This is a genomic window from Pallidibacillus thermolactis (genome assembly GCF_025660415.1).
Lineage (GTDB): Bacteria > Bacillota > Bacilli > Bacillales > Caldibacillaceae > Pallidibacillus > Pallidibacillus thermolactis.
The window spans coordinates 1-20189 of sequence record NZ_JAOUSE010000055.1; the positions used below are offsets into that span (position 1 = coordinate 1).

Genomic DNA, 20189 nt, shown 5'->3' on the forward strand with positions numbered 1-20189 from the left:
CTGGACATGGAAAAGACCATGTCCAGCCTAAATAAGATAAGAATCTTAGAAAATGATGAGCAAAAAAAGACAAATCCCAACTCAAATGAAGCATTTGAGTTGGGGTTTGTCGACAGTCTGAGACTGTCCTAAAGACAGTCTTATTACAGTTCATCTTTTTTCTTTAAAATTGCTGTATGTAATTTTCTAGGATTAAAGACATCATCTTCAACATCGACAACTTCATACTGGAAATTGTTTGGTCCAGCAACCGTTTCCCCGATTTTGTAGGAAACCAATTTTGGCATTTTTGAACTAATAATTAAATTGTCCTCGTTATCAAAAATATTTAATGTCAACTCTCGATTCTTTCTTGAATATACTGCTTTTATTACTTCGTGCACTTTCCTTTCTCCTTTTGTTGAAACTGTTATGAGTATTAATGTAAAATAACTTCAAAAATTCATCCTTTAGTTTAACGTTTCAAAGCATGTTTTTCTAAGATGGGATATGACCAGTTTTTTCTACCACAACATTTTCATCATAAAAGAATTTGTTCAGGTAATTATTATACTATAAAACTTTTAAATATGAATATATAAATCTTTATCTCCTATACAAAGTTTTTAGATTTAAAAAATTGTATTTCGTAATAAGAATGATCATACTTCATTGAAGCGATCTTACAATGCAAATATTATTTTTCAATATGTAAACATGTTAATCATGTCTTGCAAAAAAATCCCAGGCTGCTTCTTTTGGAAAGGGCGAAGTTTTTCTCTTGATTCTCACCTTCAAAAATTGCTCCGGATAGTTGGTGTTGTCTTTTCAAATTCATATAATCCAAACCAATTGCAATTTTCCTAAGAAACTCGATTCGAATAATTCAATAATTCATCATTTCGTTAATAAATATATTAATCAGATTAAAAGAATGAAAGGTTTTACACAATGGTTTCAGGCGGTCCATGGAAGAAAAATGGTTAATAGATAAGACAAGGAAGGGGATATTACCAAAAACAATCCAGTGATTTTAATAAAATGATTCATCTATCTTTATAATTGGTTGAAATAACAATCTGTCCGTCATTAAATTCTTTCGTATTATTTTTTCTACATTGGCGGACGAGCATCCAGTGCGCTTCAGTCCCCCGTTGCTATATTCTTGTGGGGGGCTTCGGTCCGTGCGCCTGACACTCACGCTTTTGGTACTATTCCCATAGGAGTCGCCGCCAATGTAACTCAAAAAGTACTAATTGAATTTATTGTCAGGCTTTTAGACATTTAATTGATATCAATTGAATCTATAATTTGGTCATATATATTTAAGTTTTCTTCATAAGATGCTGATGCATAGGAGAATATATAGGCCGTATTGTCAACGATTATAATCCTTTGATTAACTTTAATTCCTGTCTGCTCAGTAATGGCTTCTGTGAATTCAATTCCATTTGCATTTGTCTTCATAGAAACTTCTTCATATTCAATTCCATAGTTTGACGATGCGATCGAAATGTATTCTTCAGGTGTCATTTTCATTGGCAGTTGCTCTACTGCTGCGTTAATAATGATGGTTTGATCCGCATTAGCTATCTCAAAAGTCGGAATCAATTGACTTTCTGCTATTGTTTCTGAAAAAGTATTTGGATATATAAATGTAATAGCACCAACTTCCACAATCACTTGATTTCCATCTTCAGTTACATTAAACGTATAATCTTCATCCATATTATTGTCATGATGCTCAGTCTCTTCTTTATCGTTATTTAAATCATCTTCATTTGTAGAGTCATCGGTTTTATTCTCGGTATCTTTGTTATTTTCTTGGTCGTCCGTTGATTCATCTTCTTTATCATCGGTCTCTTCATTATTTACATGTTCACTTTCGTTCTCTTCTATTTTTGATTCTTCATTTGCGTCTTTGTTCGAGTCTCCATTGTTGCTACAGCCCACAAGTAAAATGACACCAAGGAAAATACTTGACAGTAAATACTTTAGATTCATGCTCTCCCCCACATTCTATGATGTTAAAATTTTTTGCCTTCAGTGAGGCCTCAATTTTAAATAGTATGCAAATTAAATGAGATGATGACAAAAATTTAGAAATCAGTTCTATACGTGATGGATATAGTTTTTAAGTAAATATATTTAAGCAAATTTTTATAAAATATATTGACCAAACACTTTTATGTTGTTAATATATTTTTATTAAAATTTTATAATCGTATTAGTGATGAAGTTTGTGGGTAACACTACAAATGGAGCAGCTTCTGGAGAGACCGTTTTTCGGCGCCGAAGGATTCACAATCTCAGGCAAAAGGACAGAAGAGTAACTATGATTGGTTATTCTATTTGTTTATTGAGATTGGAGAACTCCAATCTTTTTTATTTTTATAGAAAAAATTTATATAGGAGCGGTTGTTATGGAAACAAAGCGTGCAGTCGTTAGTGTTGTTGGGAAAGATCAAATTGGTATTATTTCTCATGTTACATCGGTTTTAGCAAATAACAAAGTCAACATATTAGATATTAGTCAAACAATTTTACAGGATTTTTTTACAATGATGATGATTGTTGATGTAACAAACATTTCAAGTTTAGAGGATTTACAAGCTCAGTTAGATGAAGTTGGTAAAAAATTAGCACTTACGATTCATGTGCAAATGGAAGAGATTTTTCGTTCGATGCATCGGATTTAATGATATTAATGATAAGGAGTAAGGAAAATGGACATCACATTAAATGAAATGCTTGAAACAATTCGCATGGTACAAATGGAAAATCTGGATATTCGAACGGTTACGATGGGAATTAGCTTGAAAGATTGTGCTGATGCAGATTTCAATAAAATGAAGGATCGCATATACGGGAAAATTACTCACTATGCAGGTCAATTAAAGAGTGTTGCTGAACAAGTAGAAAAAGAGTATGGCATCCCGATTATAAATAAACGGATTTCAGTAACACCGATTGCAGAAATTTTAGGTGATCGTTCTGTAAGTGAAGCGGTCGAAATCGCTAAAACCTTAGATCGAGCGGCTAAGGATTTAGACGTTGATTTTCTTGGTGGATTCTCAGCACTCGTACATAAAGGAATGACAAAGGCAGATGCAACATTAATAGAAGCAATTCCAGAAGCCTTAACTGTTACGGATCGGGTTTGTTCTTCTGTATCGATTGGGAATACGAAGGCTGGTATCAATATGGATGCAGTCCGTAAAATGGGCGAAATAATTAAAGAAGCAGCTGAAAAAACAAAAGAACAAAATGGTATTGCTTGTGCAAAGTTAGTTGTCTTTTGTAATCCAGTTGAAGATAATCCATTTATGGCTGGTGCTTTTCACGGTGCAGGCGAGGGAGAAGTCGTCTTAAACGTAGGGGTTAGTGGTCCAGGCGTTGTCCTTAATGCATTGAAACGACATCCAGATGCTGATCTTGGTGAAGTTTCCGAAGTAATTAAAAAAACTGCCTTCAAAATAACTCGTGCAGGTGAATTAATCGGCCGGGTTGTGGCAAAACGTCTTGGCGTTCCGTTTGGAATTATGGATTTGTCCCTTGCACCTACCAATGCAATGAATGATAGTGTGGCAGAAATTTTAGAAGAAATGGGCTTAGAACGAGTTGGTACCCATGGCACAATCGCAGCACTTGCTTTAATGAACGATGCTGTAAAAAAAGGTGGCGCGATGGCAAGTTCCTATGTTGGTGGTTTAAGTGGTGCATTTATTCCGGTAAGTGAGGATAACGGGATGATACGTGGTGTACAAGAAGGTGCGTTAACATTATCTAAGTTAGAAGCAATGACTTGCGTATGTTCTGTAGGATTGGACATGATTGCTGTTACCGGTGATGCTTCAGCTGAAACATTATCTGCCATTATTGCTGACGAAGCTGCTATCGGAATGATCAATAAGAAAACGACCGCTGTTCGTATTATCCCTGTGCCAGGTAAGAAAGCGGGAGAGATGGTAGAATTTGGTGGCTTATTAGGGCGTGCACCAATTATGGAAGTGAATCAATATAATTCAGTGAAATTTATTCAACGTGGCGGCCGAATTCCAGCACCTATACAAGCATTAAGTAATTAAAAAAGTTTTTGGGGATTTTTGATAGGTACGTTGATGAACGTACATCCAGTGGCACAGCTTCAGCTACCTCAAGCGCGCAAAGGCGTTTGAGGGCTGAGGCTCGTGTGCCTTAAGCTTACACTTTGGATACAAAAGCTTTTACTGTTCCTGCTGGAGTCGCCGCCTTTCTTCAAAAATCGCTTTTTATAACTTATGTGACAGCCCGTTTAGCTTTTACCCCGTTTGGACATAATGTTTCTTTGCTATTTCTTGTATGGTGGTCATTTGTTGAATATCAATATTACCTCCACTCACAATCACTCCACATTGTTTTGAACGGATGTGTTGGTGGTAACGAAATAAAGCAGCAATTGCAGCAGCACCTGCTCCTTCAACAAGTGTTTTATTCCGTTCTAACATGTATAAAATACTACATGCGATTTCTCCATCAGTAACGGTGATGATATCATCTACATAGTTTTCAATAATTGGTAATGTTTTTTTACCAGGATTTTGTACAGCAATTCCTTCAGCAATTGTTGAGATGGCAGATGGTACATGTAACTGTATATTTCGAAAACTGCGGTAAATAGGTGATGCCAAATTGGACTGCACTCCGATAATTTTAATTGTTGGTTTTATATTTTTCGCAGCTACAGCTATACCGCTTATTAAACCGCCACCGCCAACGGGAACAATAATCGTATCTAGTTCGTTTATTTCATGTAGTAATTCGATTGCAACAGTTCCTTGTCCTGCCATTACATCATAGTCATCAAAGGGATGGATATAAACTTTTCCAGAATCTAGTTCTTTTAGTGATGCTTGAAAAGCTTCGTCAAAGTTTTCTCCTGTTAAAACTACATCGGCACCATATGCTTTCGTTGCATTCACTTTATTTAGTGGCGTATGTTTCGGCATATAAATCGTGGCTTTAACATTTGCCTTCTTTGCTGCATATGCAACTCCTTGTGCGTGGTTACCAGCGGAGGCTGTAATTACTCCTTGCCTCCGCAATTTTTCTGGCAATTGCATCATTTTATACAAAGCACCGCGAATTTTAAATGCACCTGTTTTTTGTTGGTTTTCCATTTTAAAATAAACTTTTTTACCAACGATACGATTGGTCGTTTCGGAAGTCATCACTGGTGTTTGATGAACAAATTGAGATAGTTTCTTGTAAGCCTCATTAATCTTGTCACTTGTTAAATAATCCCCATGGTATACACACACTCCTTAGTTTTTCGCTAATTGTTTTACCTCTTGTTCCTTTTCTTGTTCGGGTTTTTGGATAAATGGCATTAATGCCCGTAAATCGCGACCGACTTGTTCAATTGGATGTTCTTTTTCACGGTTGTTGATTGCATTGAACTGTGGTCGATTAACCTGATTTTCTAAGATCCAATCTTTAGCAAACTTACCAGATTGAATATCTGCTAATACTTCCTTCATTCTTTCCTTTGTCTCATTATTTATAACCCGTGGTCCTGAAACAAAGTCACCCCATTGAGCCGTATCTGAAATGGAATATCTCATGTATGCTAGACCGCCTTCATACATTAAATCTACGATGAGTTTCATTTCATGCAAAACTTCAAAATATGCTGCTTCAGGTTGATAGCCTGCTTCTGTTAACACTTCGAATCCAGTTTTAACAAGTTGAGATAACCCGCCACAAAGTACAGCTTGCTCGCCGAATAAATCTGTTTCAGTTTCTTCTTTAAATGTTGTCTTTAAAACACCGGCACGGGCAGCTCCAATGCCTTTTGCATATGAGAGAGCAAGATCCTTTGCTTCACCGGTTACATCTTGATGAATTGCATACAATGCTGGTACGCCAGCACCTTCAGTAAAAGTACGGCGAACGATATGACCTGGCCCTTTTGGAGCAACGAGGAAAACATCTACATCTGCTGGTGGTTTTACTTGGCCATAGTGAATATTGAAACCATGAGCAAAAACAAGGGCAGCTCCTGATTTAAGATTCGGTTTTATATTTTCTTCATAAACTTTTGGTTGTACCTCGTCTGGCATTAAAACCATGACAACCTCAGCGAGACTAACAGCGTCTGCTACTGGTAGAACAGTAAACCCATCTTCTTTTGCTTTTTCGAAAGATTTACCTTGTCTTAATCCAATAATAACATCATGACCATTATCTCTTAAGTTTTGCGCATGGGCATGACCTTGTGAACCATATCCTAATATCGCAATTTTTTTCCCTTGTAATACATCCCTTTCAATATCCTTTTCCAGTACAACTTTAACCATAAAAATTCCTCCTTCATTTATTATTAAATAGAAATTGTATTCATTTCAGATACTTGTGGTTGATAGCCGCGTAAAAACGCCGTAATCCCTGTTCGGGTAATTTCCTTTATTCCATAGGATTTCAATAACTCAATTAATGCATTGATTTTTTCAGGCTTTCCTGTTACCTCAACAACAAGGCTGTCCTTACTAACATCGATGATTGTTGCCCGAAAAGGTAATATGAGACTTTGAATTTCTGCTTGGTGTTGTCTTGAGGCAGAAACTTTAATCAGCGCAAGTTCTCGAACTACATGAGCTTTATCTGTTATGTCTTGAACTTTTATTACATCAATTTGCTTATTTAATTGTTTCGTCAACTGTTCAACTTTTAGGTGATCGGCAACATCGATAACAAAGGTCATTTTGGAAATGCCTTCTTTTTCTGACTCACCAACAGTAATACTTTCAATATTGAATTGACGTTTTGTTAGCATGCCTGTTACTCGATTTAAAACACCGCTACGATTTTGTACCGTAGCTGTTATAATCCGTCTCATTTTTTCACTCCTTTTCTACACCAATCATTTCATGTAATCCTTTTCCTGGAGCAACCATTGGATTAACACATTCACTTTGTGCAATGTGACAATCGACTACAATTGGACCGTCTGTATGAAAAACTTGTTCTAACTTATTTCGAGCACTTCTTTCATCTTCGATTAAGACACCAGGAATTCCATAACTTTCCGCAAGTTTAATAAAATCGGGGTTATAGGAAAATACAGATTCAGAAATACGTTTTTCATAGAATGTTTCTTGCCATTGACGAACCATTCCTAATGCTTGATTGTTAAGAATTATGACTTTGACTGGAAGATTTCTTTCTCTGATCACAGCCAATTCTTGTAATGTCATTTGGAATCCGCCATCCCCTAAAAGGGAAACTACAGTATCATTTGGTGCAGCAAGTTGTGCCCCTATAGCTGCAGGTAAACCAAATCCCATTGTTCCAAGTCCTCCTGAAGTAACCCACCGGTTCGGCTTCTTAAATTGATAGTATTGTGCAGCCCACATTTGATGCTGACCAACATCGGTTGTCACAATAGCATCCCCTTTTGTAATTTCAAAAATTTGCTGCACAAGCCATTGTGGTGAGAGATGCTCTTTAGGTTTTTCATACCAAAGAGGTTTTTCTTTTTTATATTGATTTAAATGATAATTCCATTCACTATGATCTGGAGTTTCAGTTTCATGTTTTAATAATAGTTTTAAAACTTCTTTTGCATCACCGACTAATGGAATCTCTGTGTCTACGTTCTTACTAATTTCAGCTGGATCAATATCAATATGGGCAACTTTTGCATTTGGAGCGAAATGTTCAACATTTCCGGTTAAGCGATCATCAAAACGGGCACCAATATTGATTAATAGATCACATTCTGTTAGTGCCATATTTGCTGCATATGTTCCATGCATGCCTGCCATACCTAGGAAAAGTGGATGGTCACCAGGAAAGCTTCCTAAGCCTAAAAGCGTATTTGTTACTGGTAATTGGTATTTTTCTGCAAATTGTTTCAACTCACAAGAGGCTTCAGCAAATAAAACACCTGCTCCCGCAAGCACAACTGGTTTTTTTGCATGTTTTAAGCTTTCAAGTAGTTTCACAACTTGTAAAGGATTTGGAAAGATTGTCGGTTGATAACCTTGTAAATGAACTTTGACATTCTTTTCTACTTTAATAGGCTCTGATAATTCTTGCGAAATGTTTTTCGGAATATCAATAACAACGGGTCCTGGTCTTCCTGTCGTTGCGATATAAAAGGCCTCTTTAATAATTTTTGGTAAGTCTTCAATTTTGTTAACTTGATAATTATATTTTGTAATCGGTGTTGTGATACCAATGACATCAGCTTCTTGAAATGCATCAGTCCCTATAACCCCTTTTGCAACTTGACCGGTCAGGATAACTAAGGGTAGTGAGTCAATCATTGCATCCGCAATTCCGGTCACAAGATTTGTCGCTCCGGGTCCAGATGTAGCTAACACAACACCAGGTTTTCCAGTGATTCGTGCATAACTTTCAGCTGCATGAATCGCTCCTTGTTCATGGCGAGTTAGAATATGTTGAAAAGATGCCTTTTTACGATACAGAGCATCATAAATTGGTAATACAGCTCCACCTGGGTAACCAAACACAAATTCCACATTTTGCTCGGTCAGAGCATCAATTAAAATGTCCGAACCTGTTACTTGTTGAACTTGCTCTTTTTGCTTCTTAACAACTTTTAGACTCACTTTTTGTTACCTCCTAAATAATTTTTAGAAAAGGAGTTATAAAAAAAGACTCTATTCACCCCATCACTGCTGCAAAATGGCAGCTTGCTTGGGGAGAAAAGAGCCTCCTTTCCTCGGTACCACCCAAATTTATAGTATCCTTGCGAATACTACCTCATGAAGCTAGTAGCTTCCATTTTTGGTAACGGGTAAATCCATACCCGGGTAAACCTAATAAGGAAATCCGTTCAGCTTACCACTCAAGGATGATCTGGAAACAATATGTATTCCAGGCTTCCACCATCCCTGGATCGCTAGGATACATTTTAGATTGTTTCCCATTCCTCTCATCGCATTTCAAAAAAGATTCATTTGTTTAACGATTTAAAATATTGATAATTTAAAAAGGAGTCTATTACATAAAATTAATTTCGTCAATAGATTTTACAAAAATTTTAGGAAAAGTTTTTTTATCTAAAGCTATTGAAAAATCAAAAAATAAATTTATAATGTTCTATAAAACTTCGAAGGGGTGAACAATTTGCAATGGTTAGCAAAAATTAGTTCTTTTGCTGGGAATACGTTTGCGATTTGGATCATTATTTTTGCTAGTTTAAGTTATTTTTTCCCTACAGGTTTTACCTGGATTGCCCCACATATTTCGTTATTATTAGGCATTATTATGTTTGGTATGGGGCTTACTTTAACAGTAGATGACTTTAAAACTGTATTGAAGATACCTAAAAGTGTTTTTATTGTATCTGTAGCCCAATATACAATCATGCCACTCATAGCATTTGGATTAGCATACTTATTTCAACTTCCCCCAGAACTTGCAGCAGGTGTTATTCTCGTAGGTTGCGCACCGGGTGGAACAGCTTCTAATGTGATGACATTTTTAGCTAAAGGGAATACTGCTTTATCAGTTTGTGCTACAGCAGTATCAACTTTACTCGCACCTATCTTGACACCGTTTTTGACATGGCTTTTAGCAAGTCGCTGGATGGATGTTTCATTTTGGTCGATGTTTAAAACAGTCATTCAGGTTGTTTTACTTCCAATTGTCTTAGGAATTCTTATGCAATACTTCTTTCAAAAACAAGTAAAAAAAGCTGTTGCTATATTACCGCTTATTTCCGTTATTGGGATTGTCGGAGTAGCTTCTGCTGTTGTTGCCGTTAATCGCAATTCTTTATTTGTAAATGGTTTCCTTATTTTCTTAGTTGTCTTGTTACATAATGGTTTTGGCTTATGTTTAGGTTATTGGGTAGCGAAACTATTTCGGTTAAACTATGCTGATCAAAAGGCGGTTTCTATAGAAGTCGGTATGCAAAATTCCGGACTAGCATCATCGCTAGCGACCCTTCACGTTGCGCCGTTGGCAGCAATACCGAGTGTTATTTTCAGTGTTTGGCACAATATATCGGGACCAATTTTAGCAACGTATTGGAGTAGAAAAGAAGAGACAAAAAGAAAACTAGTTACTGATGAAAAAACGTTAAATAACTAGTCTTTTTATTTACTAGTTAAGTTTATGCAAATACAAATAAAAAATGAAAGGTGGATCTTATAATGAGGAATGAGAAAGGTTTACGAATTAAAAGTCATGCCTTTGATGGACCAGTTCGATCACCTAACCGGGCGATGCTTCGGGCAGTTGGTGTAACAGATGAGGATTTTAAGAAACCAATGATAGGTGTCGCTAGTACTTGGGCAGAAGTAACCCCATGCAATATTCATTTAAATGATTTGGCGTCACGAGCTAAACAAGGTGTTCGAGATGCTGGTGGGGTGCCTCTTATTTTTAATACGATCACTGTTTCTGATGGCATCTCAATGGGAACACAAGGAATGCGCTATTCATTACCAAGTCGAGATTTAATTTCAGATTCAATTGAAACAGTAGTTAGTGCAGAAAATATGGATGGACTTGTAGCCATTGGTGCTTGTGATAAAAACATCCCAGGTTGTTTAATGGGGATTGCAAATGCTAATGTACCAGCGGTGTTCGTTTATGGAGGAACAATTAAACCAGGTAAATTAAATGGCAAAGATATTGATATTGTGTCTGTTTTTGAAGGGGTTGGTCGTTTTAATGCTGGACAAATTGATGCTAAAGAATTAAGTGAAATAGAATGCTCAGCATGTCCTGGTGCTGGTGCTTGCGGGGGGATGTATACTGCGAACACAATGGCATCGGCTGTAGAAGCATTAGGTATGAGTTTGCCAAGTAGCGCTTCTCACCCTGCAGAATCTAATGAAAAAGTGGACGATGTATATGCTGCAGGGAAAGCTGTTTACAATTTACTTGAAAAAGGGATTTATCCAAAAGATATTATGACAAAAAAAGCTTTTGAAAATGCGATTACAGTAGTAATGGCATTAGGAGGCTCAACAAACGCATTTTTACATTTACTGGCCATTGCACATACCGTTGGTGTTGATTTAACGTACGATGATTTTAATCGAATTCAAGAAAAAACACCTCATATTGCTGACTTAAAACCTAGCGGAAAATATGTTATGCAAGATTTATTTGAAGCCGGCGGTACTCAAGCTGTTATGAAACTTTTATATGATGCTGGTCTATTGCATGGAGACTGTTTAACCGTTACTGGAAAGACATTGGCTGAAAATCTTGAAGACGCACCAAAATTAAAAGATGGGCAAAAAGTTGTTATGCCGTTGGATAAGCCTTTACGCAAAGATGGTCCACTTATTGTATTGAAAGGAAATCTAGCACCTGAAGGGGCTGTCATTAAGATGTCTGGAGTTAAAGTAGACCATCATACAGGACCTGCCCGTGTGTTTGATACAGAAGAAGAGGCAACAGCAGCTGTGTTAAATAATGAGATAAAAGAAGGAGACGTCATTATCGTTCGGTATGTAGGTCCTAAAGGTGGACCTGGAATGCCTGAAATGCTCTCCCTTTCTGGCATAATTGTAGGCAAAGGATTAGATGAAAAAGTTGCCCTATTAACTGATGGCCGCTTCTCGGGTGGTACTCATGGTTTAGTAATTGGACATATTGCTCCAGAAGCTCAAGTTGGTGGACCGATCGCGCTTATTCAAGATGGTGATATCGTCACAATCGATCCAGGAAAGAAAGAATTATCTGTTGCTTTATCTGAAGAAGAATTTGAAAAGCGGAGAAAAAATTGGGTTGCACCGCCACTATACAATAAAGGTGTGCTAGGGAAATATGCCCATACTGTATCGAGCGCAGCACAAGGAGCAGTTACCGACTTTGTAAACCGAACGGAAAAAGCTCAAGAAAAACAATTAGTTAAATAAGGCTAAAAAATTTACAAAAAAACTCTTGATTATTTAAAATAAATATCTTATTATAGTGAACAATAAAATCAATTGGAATTTTTAAAAAATTAAAACGTTAATGTAATAAAACGATGAAGGGACTATGGAACAGTGAGCCTGTATTTATAGAGATCCGGGGATGGTGGAAACCTGGAAATACACACTGTTTCAGCCTCATCCCTGAGTGCTAGACTGAACGGTTTACACTTCACTTATTAGGTTTAGCCGGGTATCAATACCCGTTACCAAAAGGAAGCTAGAATATGATTATATTAAGTTTACATTATTTTTCTAGCTTCATGAGGTAATATTCGTGAGGATATTACGAACATGGGTGGTACCGAGAAAGCTTATTTCTCCCCATTTAAAGGTCTAAAGGACTCTTTATGGGAGAAATGAGCTTTTTTATATTTGTTCTAAACTAGTACTTATTAAGTTAGTTGAACAATGTATCACGTTTTGGAAAAAGAAAAGGAGGAAAGAAATAATGGCTGAAATTAAAATTTTTGATACGACTTTAAGGGATGGGGAACAGACGCCAGGTGTCAATTTAAATGTTATGGAAAAATTAGAGATTGCAAGACATCTAGAAAGACTTGGTGTAGACCGTATTGAAGCAGGGTTTCCAGCTTCATCGGAAGGGGACTTCCAAGCGGTAAAAGCAATTGCTGATACGATTAAAGAAACTTCTGTTATTGCGTTAGCAAGAACATCTAAACAGGATATAGATATAGCTTGGGAAGCTCTAAAAGGAGCGGAAGAACCTGCAATTCATGTGTTTTTAGCTACTTCACCGATTCATATGCAATATAAATTGAATATGACACCTGAAGAAGTGATGGATACATCTGTGAATATGGTGAAATATGCAAGACAACGTTTTTCTATCGTAGAATGGTCTGCTGAAGATGCAACCCGTTCCGATTGGGATTTTTTAGTAGAAATTATAGAAAAAGTTATCGATGCAGGAGCCACAGTAATTAATCTACCAGATACTGTTGGCTATACAATGCCTGAAGAGTATGGAAACATGTTTAAATATATTCGTGACAGAGTACCCAATATTGATAAAGTTACACTATCTTGTCATTGTCATGATGATTTAGGGATGGCAGTAGCCAACTCCCTTGCTGCAATACAAAATGGGGTTACACAAGTTGAAGGAACAATTAATGGGATAGGTGAACGGGCTGGTAATGCTGCACTGGAGGAGATCGCAGTGGCGTTAAAAATTCGATCTGATTTTTACCCATACCATACCAATCTAAAATTAGATGAACTAAAACGCACAAGCGATCTCATAGCAAAGTTGACAGGCGTTACTGTACAGCCGAATAAAGCTGTTATCGGCCGACATGCCTATGCACATGAATCAGGTATTCATCAAGATGGGGTTCTGAAAAATACCTTAACATATGAAATTATAACACCTGAGCTAGTTGGCGTAAAATCAAATTCCTTAGTATTAGGAAAGCACTCAGGGAGACATGCCTTTAAAGAAAAAGTAAAAGAACTTGGATTCAATTTAATAGATGAAAAGCTAAATGAAGCATTTAAACAGTTTAAACAATTAACTGACCGGAAAAAAGAAATTTCTGATGATGATATTTTCGCCATTTTAATGGAAATTACCACAAATTCACATCCGGTCAAAAAGTATGAAATGGAAATGTTCCAAGTTCAATATGGGTCAGGTACAACCAATATACCGACAGCTACTGTATCAATTAAGCGTCCAGATGAACAAATTGTACAAACGGCTTGTACCGGAAATGGTAGTGTTGAAGCTTTATATAAAGCGATAGCCGATCTTATCATTGAGGATACAAAATTGCTAGATTACCAGATCAGCTCAATTGGAGGAGGAAAAGATGCTCTAGCTGTATCAAATATCCAACTTAATGTAAATGGAGAAGCCTTTAACGGTAGAGGAACAGCTTCCGATGTTCTTGAAGCATCTGCAAATGCTTATATAAATGCAGTTAATCGTTATTTAATAAAACAAAGTACAAAACAAGAGTCGCCTGCTACTATCTAACCAATGATCTATCAATAAATGACAATTTACTGTCTGAGGAGGAAGTGTATTGAAAAAAAGAATTGTTTTATTACCTGGGGATGGCATCGGAAGAGAAGTTATTTATTCAACGAAAGTAATTTTAAATGTTATAGCAAAAAGGTTTCATTATACATTTGAATTTATTGAAATGCCAATCGGTGGAGAAGCCATTGATCAATATAATATACCTTTACCAGAAGTAACACTTGAAGCATGTCAAACTGCTGACGCGGTATTACTTGGTGCGGTAGGAGGTCCCAAATGGGACTCTCTACCAGCACCCATTCGGCCAGAAAAAGGATTGTTAGAAATTCGAAAGAAACTGGGATTATTTGCCAATCTACGTCCTGTAAAAAGTTTTTCAGCATTGCTTCATGCATCACCATTAAAGGAGAAATTTATTAAAGATAGTGATTTGTTGATTGTACGTGAACTTACTGGAGGATTATATTTTGGTAAGCCGAGCGAACGAAGAAATAACGACAAAGCTGTGGTCGATACACTTTATTACGAGCGGTATGAGATGGAAAGGATAGTAGAAAAAGCTTTTCAATTTGCACGGTCGAGGAAAAAACATCTTACGTCGGTTGATAAAGCGAATGTACTTGAATCAAGTAAAATGTGGCGAGAAATCGTTAAGGAAAAAAGTAAAGCATATCCAGATGTAACGGTGGAGCATATGTATGTTGATGCTGCAAGCATGAAACTTATAACTAATCCAAGTAGTTTTGATGTCATAGTTACCGAAAATATGTTTGGTGATATTTTAAGCGATGAAGCATCTGTACTTACAGGTTCACTTGGCATGTTACCATCTGCGAGTATCCGATCTGATTCATTTGGTCTATATGAGCCGGTACATGGATCTGCACCAGATATCGCTGGAAAAGGAATTGCCAATCCTTTAGGGATGATTTTATCTGCTGCCCTTATGTTGCGTTTTTCCTTTGGATTAGAGATGGAAGCAACCATCATTGAAAAGGCAGTAAATCACACATTATTGGACGGTTACCATACTCCTGATTTACATATAGAAAACGGAAGAATTGTTTCAACAGATGAACTAGTTGCAAGGATAGCGGATAAAGTTGAAGAGGAAGTTTTACAAAATAATTAAAAAGGAGGATGGAAAATGGAGCGACCAAAAACAATTATTGAAAAAATTTGGGAAAATCATGTTGTCCATCGTGAAGAGGGGAAACAGGATTTGTTATATATTGATTTGCACCTTATTCATGAAGTCACCTCTCCACAAGCTTTTGAAGGGCTTCGAATTAACAACAGGAAGGTGAGAAGACCGGATTTAACATTTGCTACAATGGATCATAATGTCCCTACGATCAATCGTGAAGTCATTCATGATGAAGTAGCAAAAAAGCAATTAGAAACATTAAAGAAAAACTGTGAAGAGTTTGGTATTCAATTAGCCGATATGTTCCATCCTGATCAAGGAATTGTTCATGTTATTGGTCCACAACTTGGATTAACACAACCAGGAAAAACGATCGTATGTGGAGATAGTCATACATCTACCCATGGAGCTTTTGGTGCGATAGCATTTGGGATTGGAACAAGTGAAGTGGAACATGTTCTGGCGACTCAAACGATTTGGCAGAAGAAACCAAAAACATTAAATGTCCATGTGGAAGGCGATTTAGGACCAGGAGTAACAGCAAAGGATTTAATCCTGGCGATTATTGCTAAATTCGGTGTTAGTTTCGGTCAAGGATATATTATTGAATATACGGGTGACGCAATTCGGAATTTATCCATGGAAGGTCGTATGACTGTATGTAATATGTCAATTGAAGCTGGGGCTCGGGCAGGACTAATTAGTCCAGATGAAAAAACCATTGAGTATTTACGCGGTAAAAGATATGTACCAAAGGGTGAAGAATTCGAGCGAGTTGCGGAAGAGTGGTTAGCTTTGGCAACGGATAAAGGGGCTGTTTATGATAAAACTGTAACAATACAAGCAGAAGAAATTGAGCCTCAAGTGACATGGGGAACCAATCCAGGAATGTGTGTACCGATCAGTGGAAGAACCCCGGATCTATCTAAAGTAGAAAACAAAGATGAAGTAAAGCGTGCCTTAAAATATATGGGGCTTGAAGAAAATGCACCGATGACAGATATTGAAATTGACCATGTTTTTATTGGTTCATGCACAAATTCTCGATTAACAGATTTAAGAAAAGCAGCTGAAATTGTCCGTGGAAGAAAGGTCCATCCAAATATAAAACGAGCGATCGTCGTTCCAGGATCATGGGTAGTAAAAACGCAGGCAGAAAAAGAAGGAATCGATCAAATCTTTAAAGATGCTGGATTTGAATGGAGAGATTCAGGATGTAGTATGTGCCTTGGTATGAATGAAGATATTGTACCTCCTGGTGGAAGATGTGCCTCGACATCCAATCGTAACTTTGAAGGTAGACAAGGAACAGGAGCACGTACCCATCTCGTAAGCCCTGAAATGGCGGCTGCAGCTGCAATTGCCGGGCATTTTGTAGATGTACGCAAATTCCAAGAGGTACTACAATAGGAGGTAATAAATATGGAAGCAATCCGTAATCATACTGGATTTATATATCCCTTAAATCGAGATAATGTTGATACAGATCAGATCATTCCGAAACAATTTTTAAAACGAATTGAACGTACAGGTTTTGGACAATTTCTTTTTTACAATTGGCGTTTTGATGAAAAAGGAAATAAGCGTAAAGATTTTAGTTTAAATGATCCAAAATATAGTAGGGCAACAATTCTACTCACAGGACACAATTTTGGTTGTGGTTCATCACGAGAACATGCACCATGGGCATTGCTTGATTATGGGTTTAAAGTTATTATTGCGCCGAGTTTTGCTGATATTTTTTATAATAACTCATTGAAAAATGGAATACTTTTAATTGAAATGGATGAGAGGCAAATTCGTTCATGGATGGAAAAAGCAGAACGATCCCAATATCATTTGCAAATTGATTTGGAAAAGCAACAGATTAGAGATGAGGAGAATAACATCGTCCGGTTTAATTTTCCTGAGGAACATAAAGAGAAACTTTTAAATGGTTGGGACGAAATCGACTTAACTTTAAAACTAAATGATAAAATCGCTGCCTTTGAAAAAGCTAGAGGTATTATTGCATAGAGTTAGGAGAGTTATTCATCATTGAATAGCTCTCTTTTTTTATTAAAAATTTAATTTACCTTTTTCTCTATTTCCCTACATAACCAAAGTGAAGGGAATTTTTTAAACGAAATTGAAAAAGGGTGGTTAATGTGGTAAAGGTTTTTATTGATCCAGGACATGGTGGTGTTGACCCAGGTGCAGTTGCTAATGGTTTACAAGAGAAAGAGATTACACTGCAGCTGGCAAAAGAAATCCAAAAGATTCTACTTAATGAGTATGAAAATATAGCAATCAAGATGTCAAGAACAACAGACCAAACTGTAAGCTTAAATAGCAGGACGGCTCTAGCCAATCACTGGAATGCAGATATTTTTTTATCCATTCATATTAATGCCGGAAAAGGGACCGGATTTGAAAGTTATATTTATTCAAATGTAGGAAAAATGACGAAAAAATATCAAGACATAATTCATAATACAATTATAAAACAAGTCGGCTTCAAGGATAGAGGTAAAAAACAAGCTGATTTTCATGTTCTTCGTAATACTAAAATGCCAGCCGTTTTAACAGAAAATGGCTTTATCGATACGTTACAAGATTCAGATAGATTAAAAGATCCAGAATTTATACGGAAGCTCGCAAGAGGACATGTATTTGGCCTAGCAAAAGCATTAGGACTAAAGAAAAAAGATCATAACGTGACAAACAGCCCGAGTTCACAGCCTTTATATAAAGTTCAAATTGGCGCGTTTAAAAATAGAAAAAATGCTGAATTGCTAGCTGAACAAGCTGTTCAATCAGGATATAACGTCATTATTATTGAGGAATGATAACCAAATTTGAGAATAAAAGAATGACCAATTTTATCGTTTTTACGTAGATTAATTGGTCATTCTTTTATAATTACATTCAACGTGAACCAGAAAAAATTGATCTTGAATTTAATGAAGGCTTTCAATTTCTACTTTTTTTACACCATCTAATTTTGTAACAATATCATATAAATCAGTTATTTCAAGTTTATAACTAACTCCAATATTCAGTTTTATTAAATGTTTTCCACTTTCTATATCTTGTATACGTAATTTTTGGACAGAAATCTTAAGTTTTTTTATCTCTTCAATAATATGTTTCACTTTTGCTTTATTCCCAACAGTTAAAGTAAGAGCAATATCCCTTTCTTTTAATTGCTTCGGTCCGATTAAAGACATGATGAACGGGATAACCTCTACACTAAATATAATTAATAATGCACCTGCAATTGCTTCAATATAAAACCCTGCTCCAACCGCAATTCCAATCCCAGCAGCCCCCCAAATAATGGCAGCTGTCGTTAATCCAGATATACTATCGTTACCCCGGCGTAAAATTACACCTGCACCTAGAAAACCAATTCCAGATACAATTTGAGCAGCTAGACGAAGAGGATCCATTTGAATATTCACTCCGCTAGTTGAGCCTGTAGCTCTATACGCAGAGTCTATCGATACTATTGTTAATAAACAAGAAACAATAGAGATCACGAGAGAAGTTTTTAAGCCTAGTGGTTTCTTTTTTATTTCTCGCTCTAATCCTATAATTAAACCTAACAATGCCGTGACACCTAACTTCATTAGAACTTCTAAATCAATATATTCAAACAAAACGATTTCCCCTTCTTACTTTATTTTGATATTTCTTATATAATTCTTTCATATATATATATTATATAAGAAATACAAATGGAGAGTTAATAATGAAGAAAGTAATATTAAATCCACTTTTTTTAATATTTATAGGGGTAATATCAGTATCCACATCAGCTATTTTTGTTAAACTATCGTCAGCACCAGCGGGAGTTCTCGCTTTTTATCGCTTATTTTTTTCTGTCGTAATATTGGCACCTTTGTTTCTTATTAAATATGTAAATGAAATTAAAAATATGACAAAAAAAGACATTATATTATCAATTATTGCTGGTGTATTTTTAGCTTTTCACTTTATTTTATGGTTTGAATCATTAAATTACACATCTGTTGCTAGTTCAACAGTTCTAGTTACTATGCAACCTTTGTTTTCTTTTATTGGCACTTATCTATTTTTTAAAGAACCGCTGTCAGTAAGGTCAATGGTTAGTGCTATTATTACCATTAGTGGATGTATTATCATAAGTTGGGGAGATTTTTATATAGATGAGTCAGCCATTTTAGGTGATTTATTAGCGTTAATTGCATGTGGTTTAATTACATCATATTTATTAATAGGTCAATCAATTCGTCAAAGAATATCCTTAGTTACTTATACCTTCGTTGTTTATTTTATGAGTTCAATTACATTATTTTTGTATGTGTTGATTAAGGGGGAAACGTTGTATCCATATCCAGTTGAAGATTGGACCTATTTCTTATTGTTAGCGATTATAGCAACACTTTTAGGTCATTCTCTGTTTAATTTAGCGATCAAATGGGTAAGCACAAACGTTATTTCTATGGCTATATTATTTGAACCGGTAGGAGCAGCAATTTTAGCTTTTTTTATTTTAGGAGAATCATTAGTTTGGACACAATTATTAGGAGGAATCATTGTTATTATCGGATTAGCCATTTTTTCCTTTAATACCGTAAATACAAAAAAGATTTAATGTGTTTTTTCATAGATTACGATGACTATTAAATGTTGTTGAAATCATGATATATTAATGATATATTATATAAAAATATCGATAGCACTGAAAAAAACTGGAAAAATTTTTTAAAAAAGTATTGACCGCTTTTTATAAAGATGATATATTAATACCTGTCGTTGCGAAACATTTAATCATGAAACATTAAATTAAAAAAATGTTGACAACGATTGAATAGATTGTTAAAATTTAAAAGTCGTTATCACAAAAAAAGATAACAAAAATCACAAAAAAGTTCTTGACTTCAAAAATAAAACAAGGTAAAATAAAGAAGTCGTTCTTTGTTTGAAATTGAACCTTGAAAACTGAACAAGACAAAGCGTTTTTAACCATTTTGAGCAAATCAAACCCTTTTTTGGAGAGTTTGATCCTGGCTCAGGACGAACGCTGGCGGCGTGCCTAATACATGCAAGTCGAGCGGACCAATAGAAAAGCTTGCTTTTCTTGAGG

At 36.0% G+C, this 20189-nt stretch carries 17 protein-coding genes, 1 rRNA gene and 1 riboswitch; of the genes, 11 read left to right on the top strand and 7 right to left on the bottom strand.

The window, feature by feature from the left end; translation table 11 throughout:
* Nucleotides 1-143 precede the first annotated feature (143 nt).
* Nucleotides 144-383 (bottom strand): hypothetical protein, encoded by a 240-nt coding sequence (locus tag OEV82_RS13570; RefSeq protein WP_263062185.1) that lies wholly within the window; start codon nt 381-383, stop codon nt 144-146.
* Nucleotides 384-1263: 880 nt separating this feature from the next.
* On the bottom strand, nt 1264-1983 hold the full coding sequence (locus OEV82_RS13575; protein ID WP_263062186.1) for a hypothetical protein: 720 nt from the start codon (nt 1981-1983) through the stop codon (nt 1264-1266).
* 256 nt (nt 1984-2239) lie between these two features.
* A riboswitch (glycine riboswitch) is annotated at nt 2240-2314 on the top strand.
* Between the two features lie 88 nt (nt 2315-2402).
* Here OEV82_RS13575 and OEV82_RS13580 point away from each other — a divergent pair.
* Both OEV82_RS13580 and OEV82_RS13585 read left to right on the top strand, forming a co-directional pair.
* Nucleotides 2403-2678, top strand: a complete 276-nt coding sequence (locus OEV82_RS13580; protein WP_173657894.1) for an ACT domain-containing protein — start codon at nt 2403-2405, stop codon at nt 2676-2678.
* Nucleotides 2679-2705: 27 nt separating this feature from the next.
* Complete coding sequence (locus OEV82_RS13585; protein ID WP_173657893.1) at nt 2706-4067, top strand: PFL family protein; 1362 nt, start codon at nt 2706-2708, stop codon at nt 4065-4067.
* A 213-nt stretch (nt 4068-4280) separates the two neighbouring features.
* Here the strand turns inward: OEV82_RS13585 and ilvA are convergent, their stop codons facing one another.
* The 4 genes from ilvA to ilvB are packed head-to-tail and all read right to left on the bottom strand — an operon-like array spanning nt 4281 to nt 8594.
* The gene (gene ilvA, locus OEV82_RS13590; RefSeq protein ID WP_263062187.1) at nt 4281-5279 is read right to left on the bottom strand and encodes a threonine ammonia-lyase; all 999 of its coding nucleotides are present in this window, start codon (nt 5277-5279) and stop codon (nt 4281-4283) included.
* Between the two features lie 3 nt (nt 5280-5282).
* Nucleotides 5283-6317 (bottom strand): ketol-acid reductoisomerase, encoded by a 1035-nt coding sequence (ilvC, locus tag OEV82_RS13595; protein ID WP_173657892.1) that lies wholly within the window; start codon nt 6315-6317, stop codon nt 5283-5285.
* 23 nt (nt 6318-6340) lie between these two features.
* Nucleotides 6341-6856, bottom strand: coding sequence for an acetolactate synthase small subunit (gene ilvN, locus OEV82_RS13600; RefSeq protein ID WP_173657891.1), 516 nt, complete (start codon nt 6854-6856; stop codon nt 6341-6343).
* Nucleotides 6857-6860: 4 nt separating this feature from the next.
* Nucleotides 6861-8594 carry an acetolactate synthase large subunit gene (ilvB, locus tag OEV82_RS13605; protein ID WP_173657890.1) on the bottom strand — a complete coding sequence of 578 codons (1734 nt, stop codon included), beginning with the start codon at nt 8592-8594 and terminating at the stop codon, nt 6861-6863.
* A 520-nt stretch (nt 8595-9114) separates the two neighbouring features.
* On the opposite strand from ilvB, the gene OEV82_RS13610 reads away from it, so the two are divergent.
* The 7 genes from OEV82_RS13610 (at nt 9115) to OEV82_RS13640 (ending at nt 17907) form a co-directional block, all read left to right on the top strand.
* Nucleotides 9115-10083 carry a bile acid:sodium symporter family protein gene (locus tag OEV82_RS13610; protein ID WP_263062188.1) on the top strand — a complete coding sequence of 323 codons (969 nt, stop codon included), beginning with the start codon at nt 9115-9117 and terminating at the stop codon, nt 10081-10083.
* Nucleotides 10084-10145: 62 nt separating this feature from the next.
* The gene (ilvD, locus tag OEV82_RS13615; protein ID WP_263062189.1) at nt 10146-11867 is read left to right on the top strand and encodes a dihydroxy-acid dehydratase; all 1722 of its coding nucleotides are present in this window, start codon (nt 10146-10148) and stop codon (nt 11865-11867) included.
* 472 nt (nt 11868-12339) lie between these two features.
* Nucleotides 12340-13926 (top strand): 2-isopropylmalate synthase, encoded by a 1587-nt coding sequence (locus tag OEV82_RS13620; RefSeq protein WP_263062194.1) that lies wholly within the window; start codon nt 12340-12342, stop codon nt 13924-13926.
* A gap of 49 nt (nt 13927-13975) precedes the next feature.
* The gene (gene leuB / locus OEV82_RS13625) at nt 13976-15064 is read left to right on the top strand and encodes a 3-isopropylmalate dehydrogenase (protein WP_263062190.1); all 1089 of its coding nucleotides are present in this window, start codon (nt 13976-13978) and stop codon (nt 15062-15064) included.
* A gap of 15 nt (nt 15065-15079) precedes the next feature.
* Nucleotides 15080-16489, top strand: coding sequence for a 3-isopropylmalate dehydratase large subunit (gene leuC / locus OEV82_RS13630; RefSeq protein WP_263062191.1), 1410 nt, complete (start codon nt 15080-15082; stop codon nt 16487-16489).
* Between the two features lie 12 nt (nt 16490-16501).
* A complete protein-coding gene (gene leuD, locus OEV82_RS13635; protein ID WP_263062192.1) occupies nt 16502-17095 on the top strand; it encodes a 3-isopropylmalate dehydratase small subunit in 594 nt (197 codons plus the stop codon).
* Between the two features lie 131 nt (nt 17096-17226).
* Complete coding sequence (locus OEV82_RS13640; RefSeq protein ID WP_263062193.1) at nt 17227-17907, top strand: N-acetylmuramoyl-L-alanine amidase; 681 nt, start codon at nt 17227-17229, stop codon at nt 17905-17907.
* A 111-nt stretch (nt 17908-18018) separates the two neighbouring features.
* On the opposite strand, the gene OEV82_RS13645 is transcribed toward OEV82_RS13640, so the two are convergent.
* Entirely contained in the window at nt 18019-18690 is a 672-nt protein-coding gene (locus OEV82_RS13645; RefSeq protein WP_173662322.1) for an MgtC/SapB family protein, read from the bottom strand.
* 122 nt (nt 18691-18812) lie between these two features.
* Between OEV82_RS13645 and OEV82_RS13650 the strand changes: the two genes are divergently transcribed.
* Both OEV82_RS13650 and OEV82_RS13655 read left to right on the top strand, forming a co-directional pair.
* Nucleotides 18813-19697: a DMT family transporter gene (locus tag OEV82_RS13650; protein ID WP_173662317.1), complete on the top strand. Its 885-nt coding sequence runs from the start codon at nt 18813-18815 to the stop codon at nt 19695-19697.
* Between the two features lie 394 nt (nt 19698-20091).
* Nucleotides 20092-20189, top strand: a 16S ribosomal RNA gene (locus OEV82_RS13655); the annotation flags it as partial.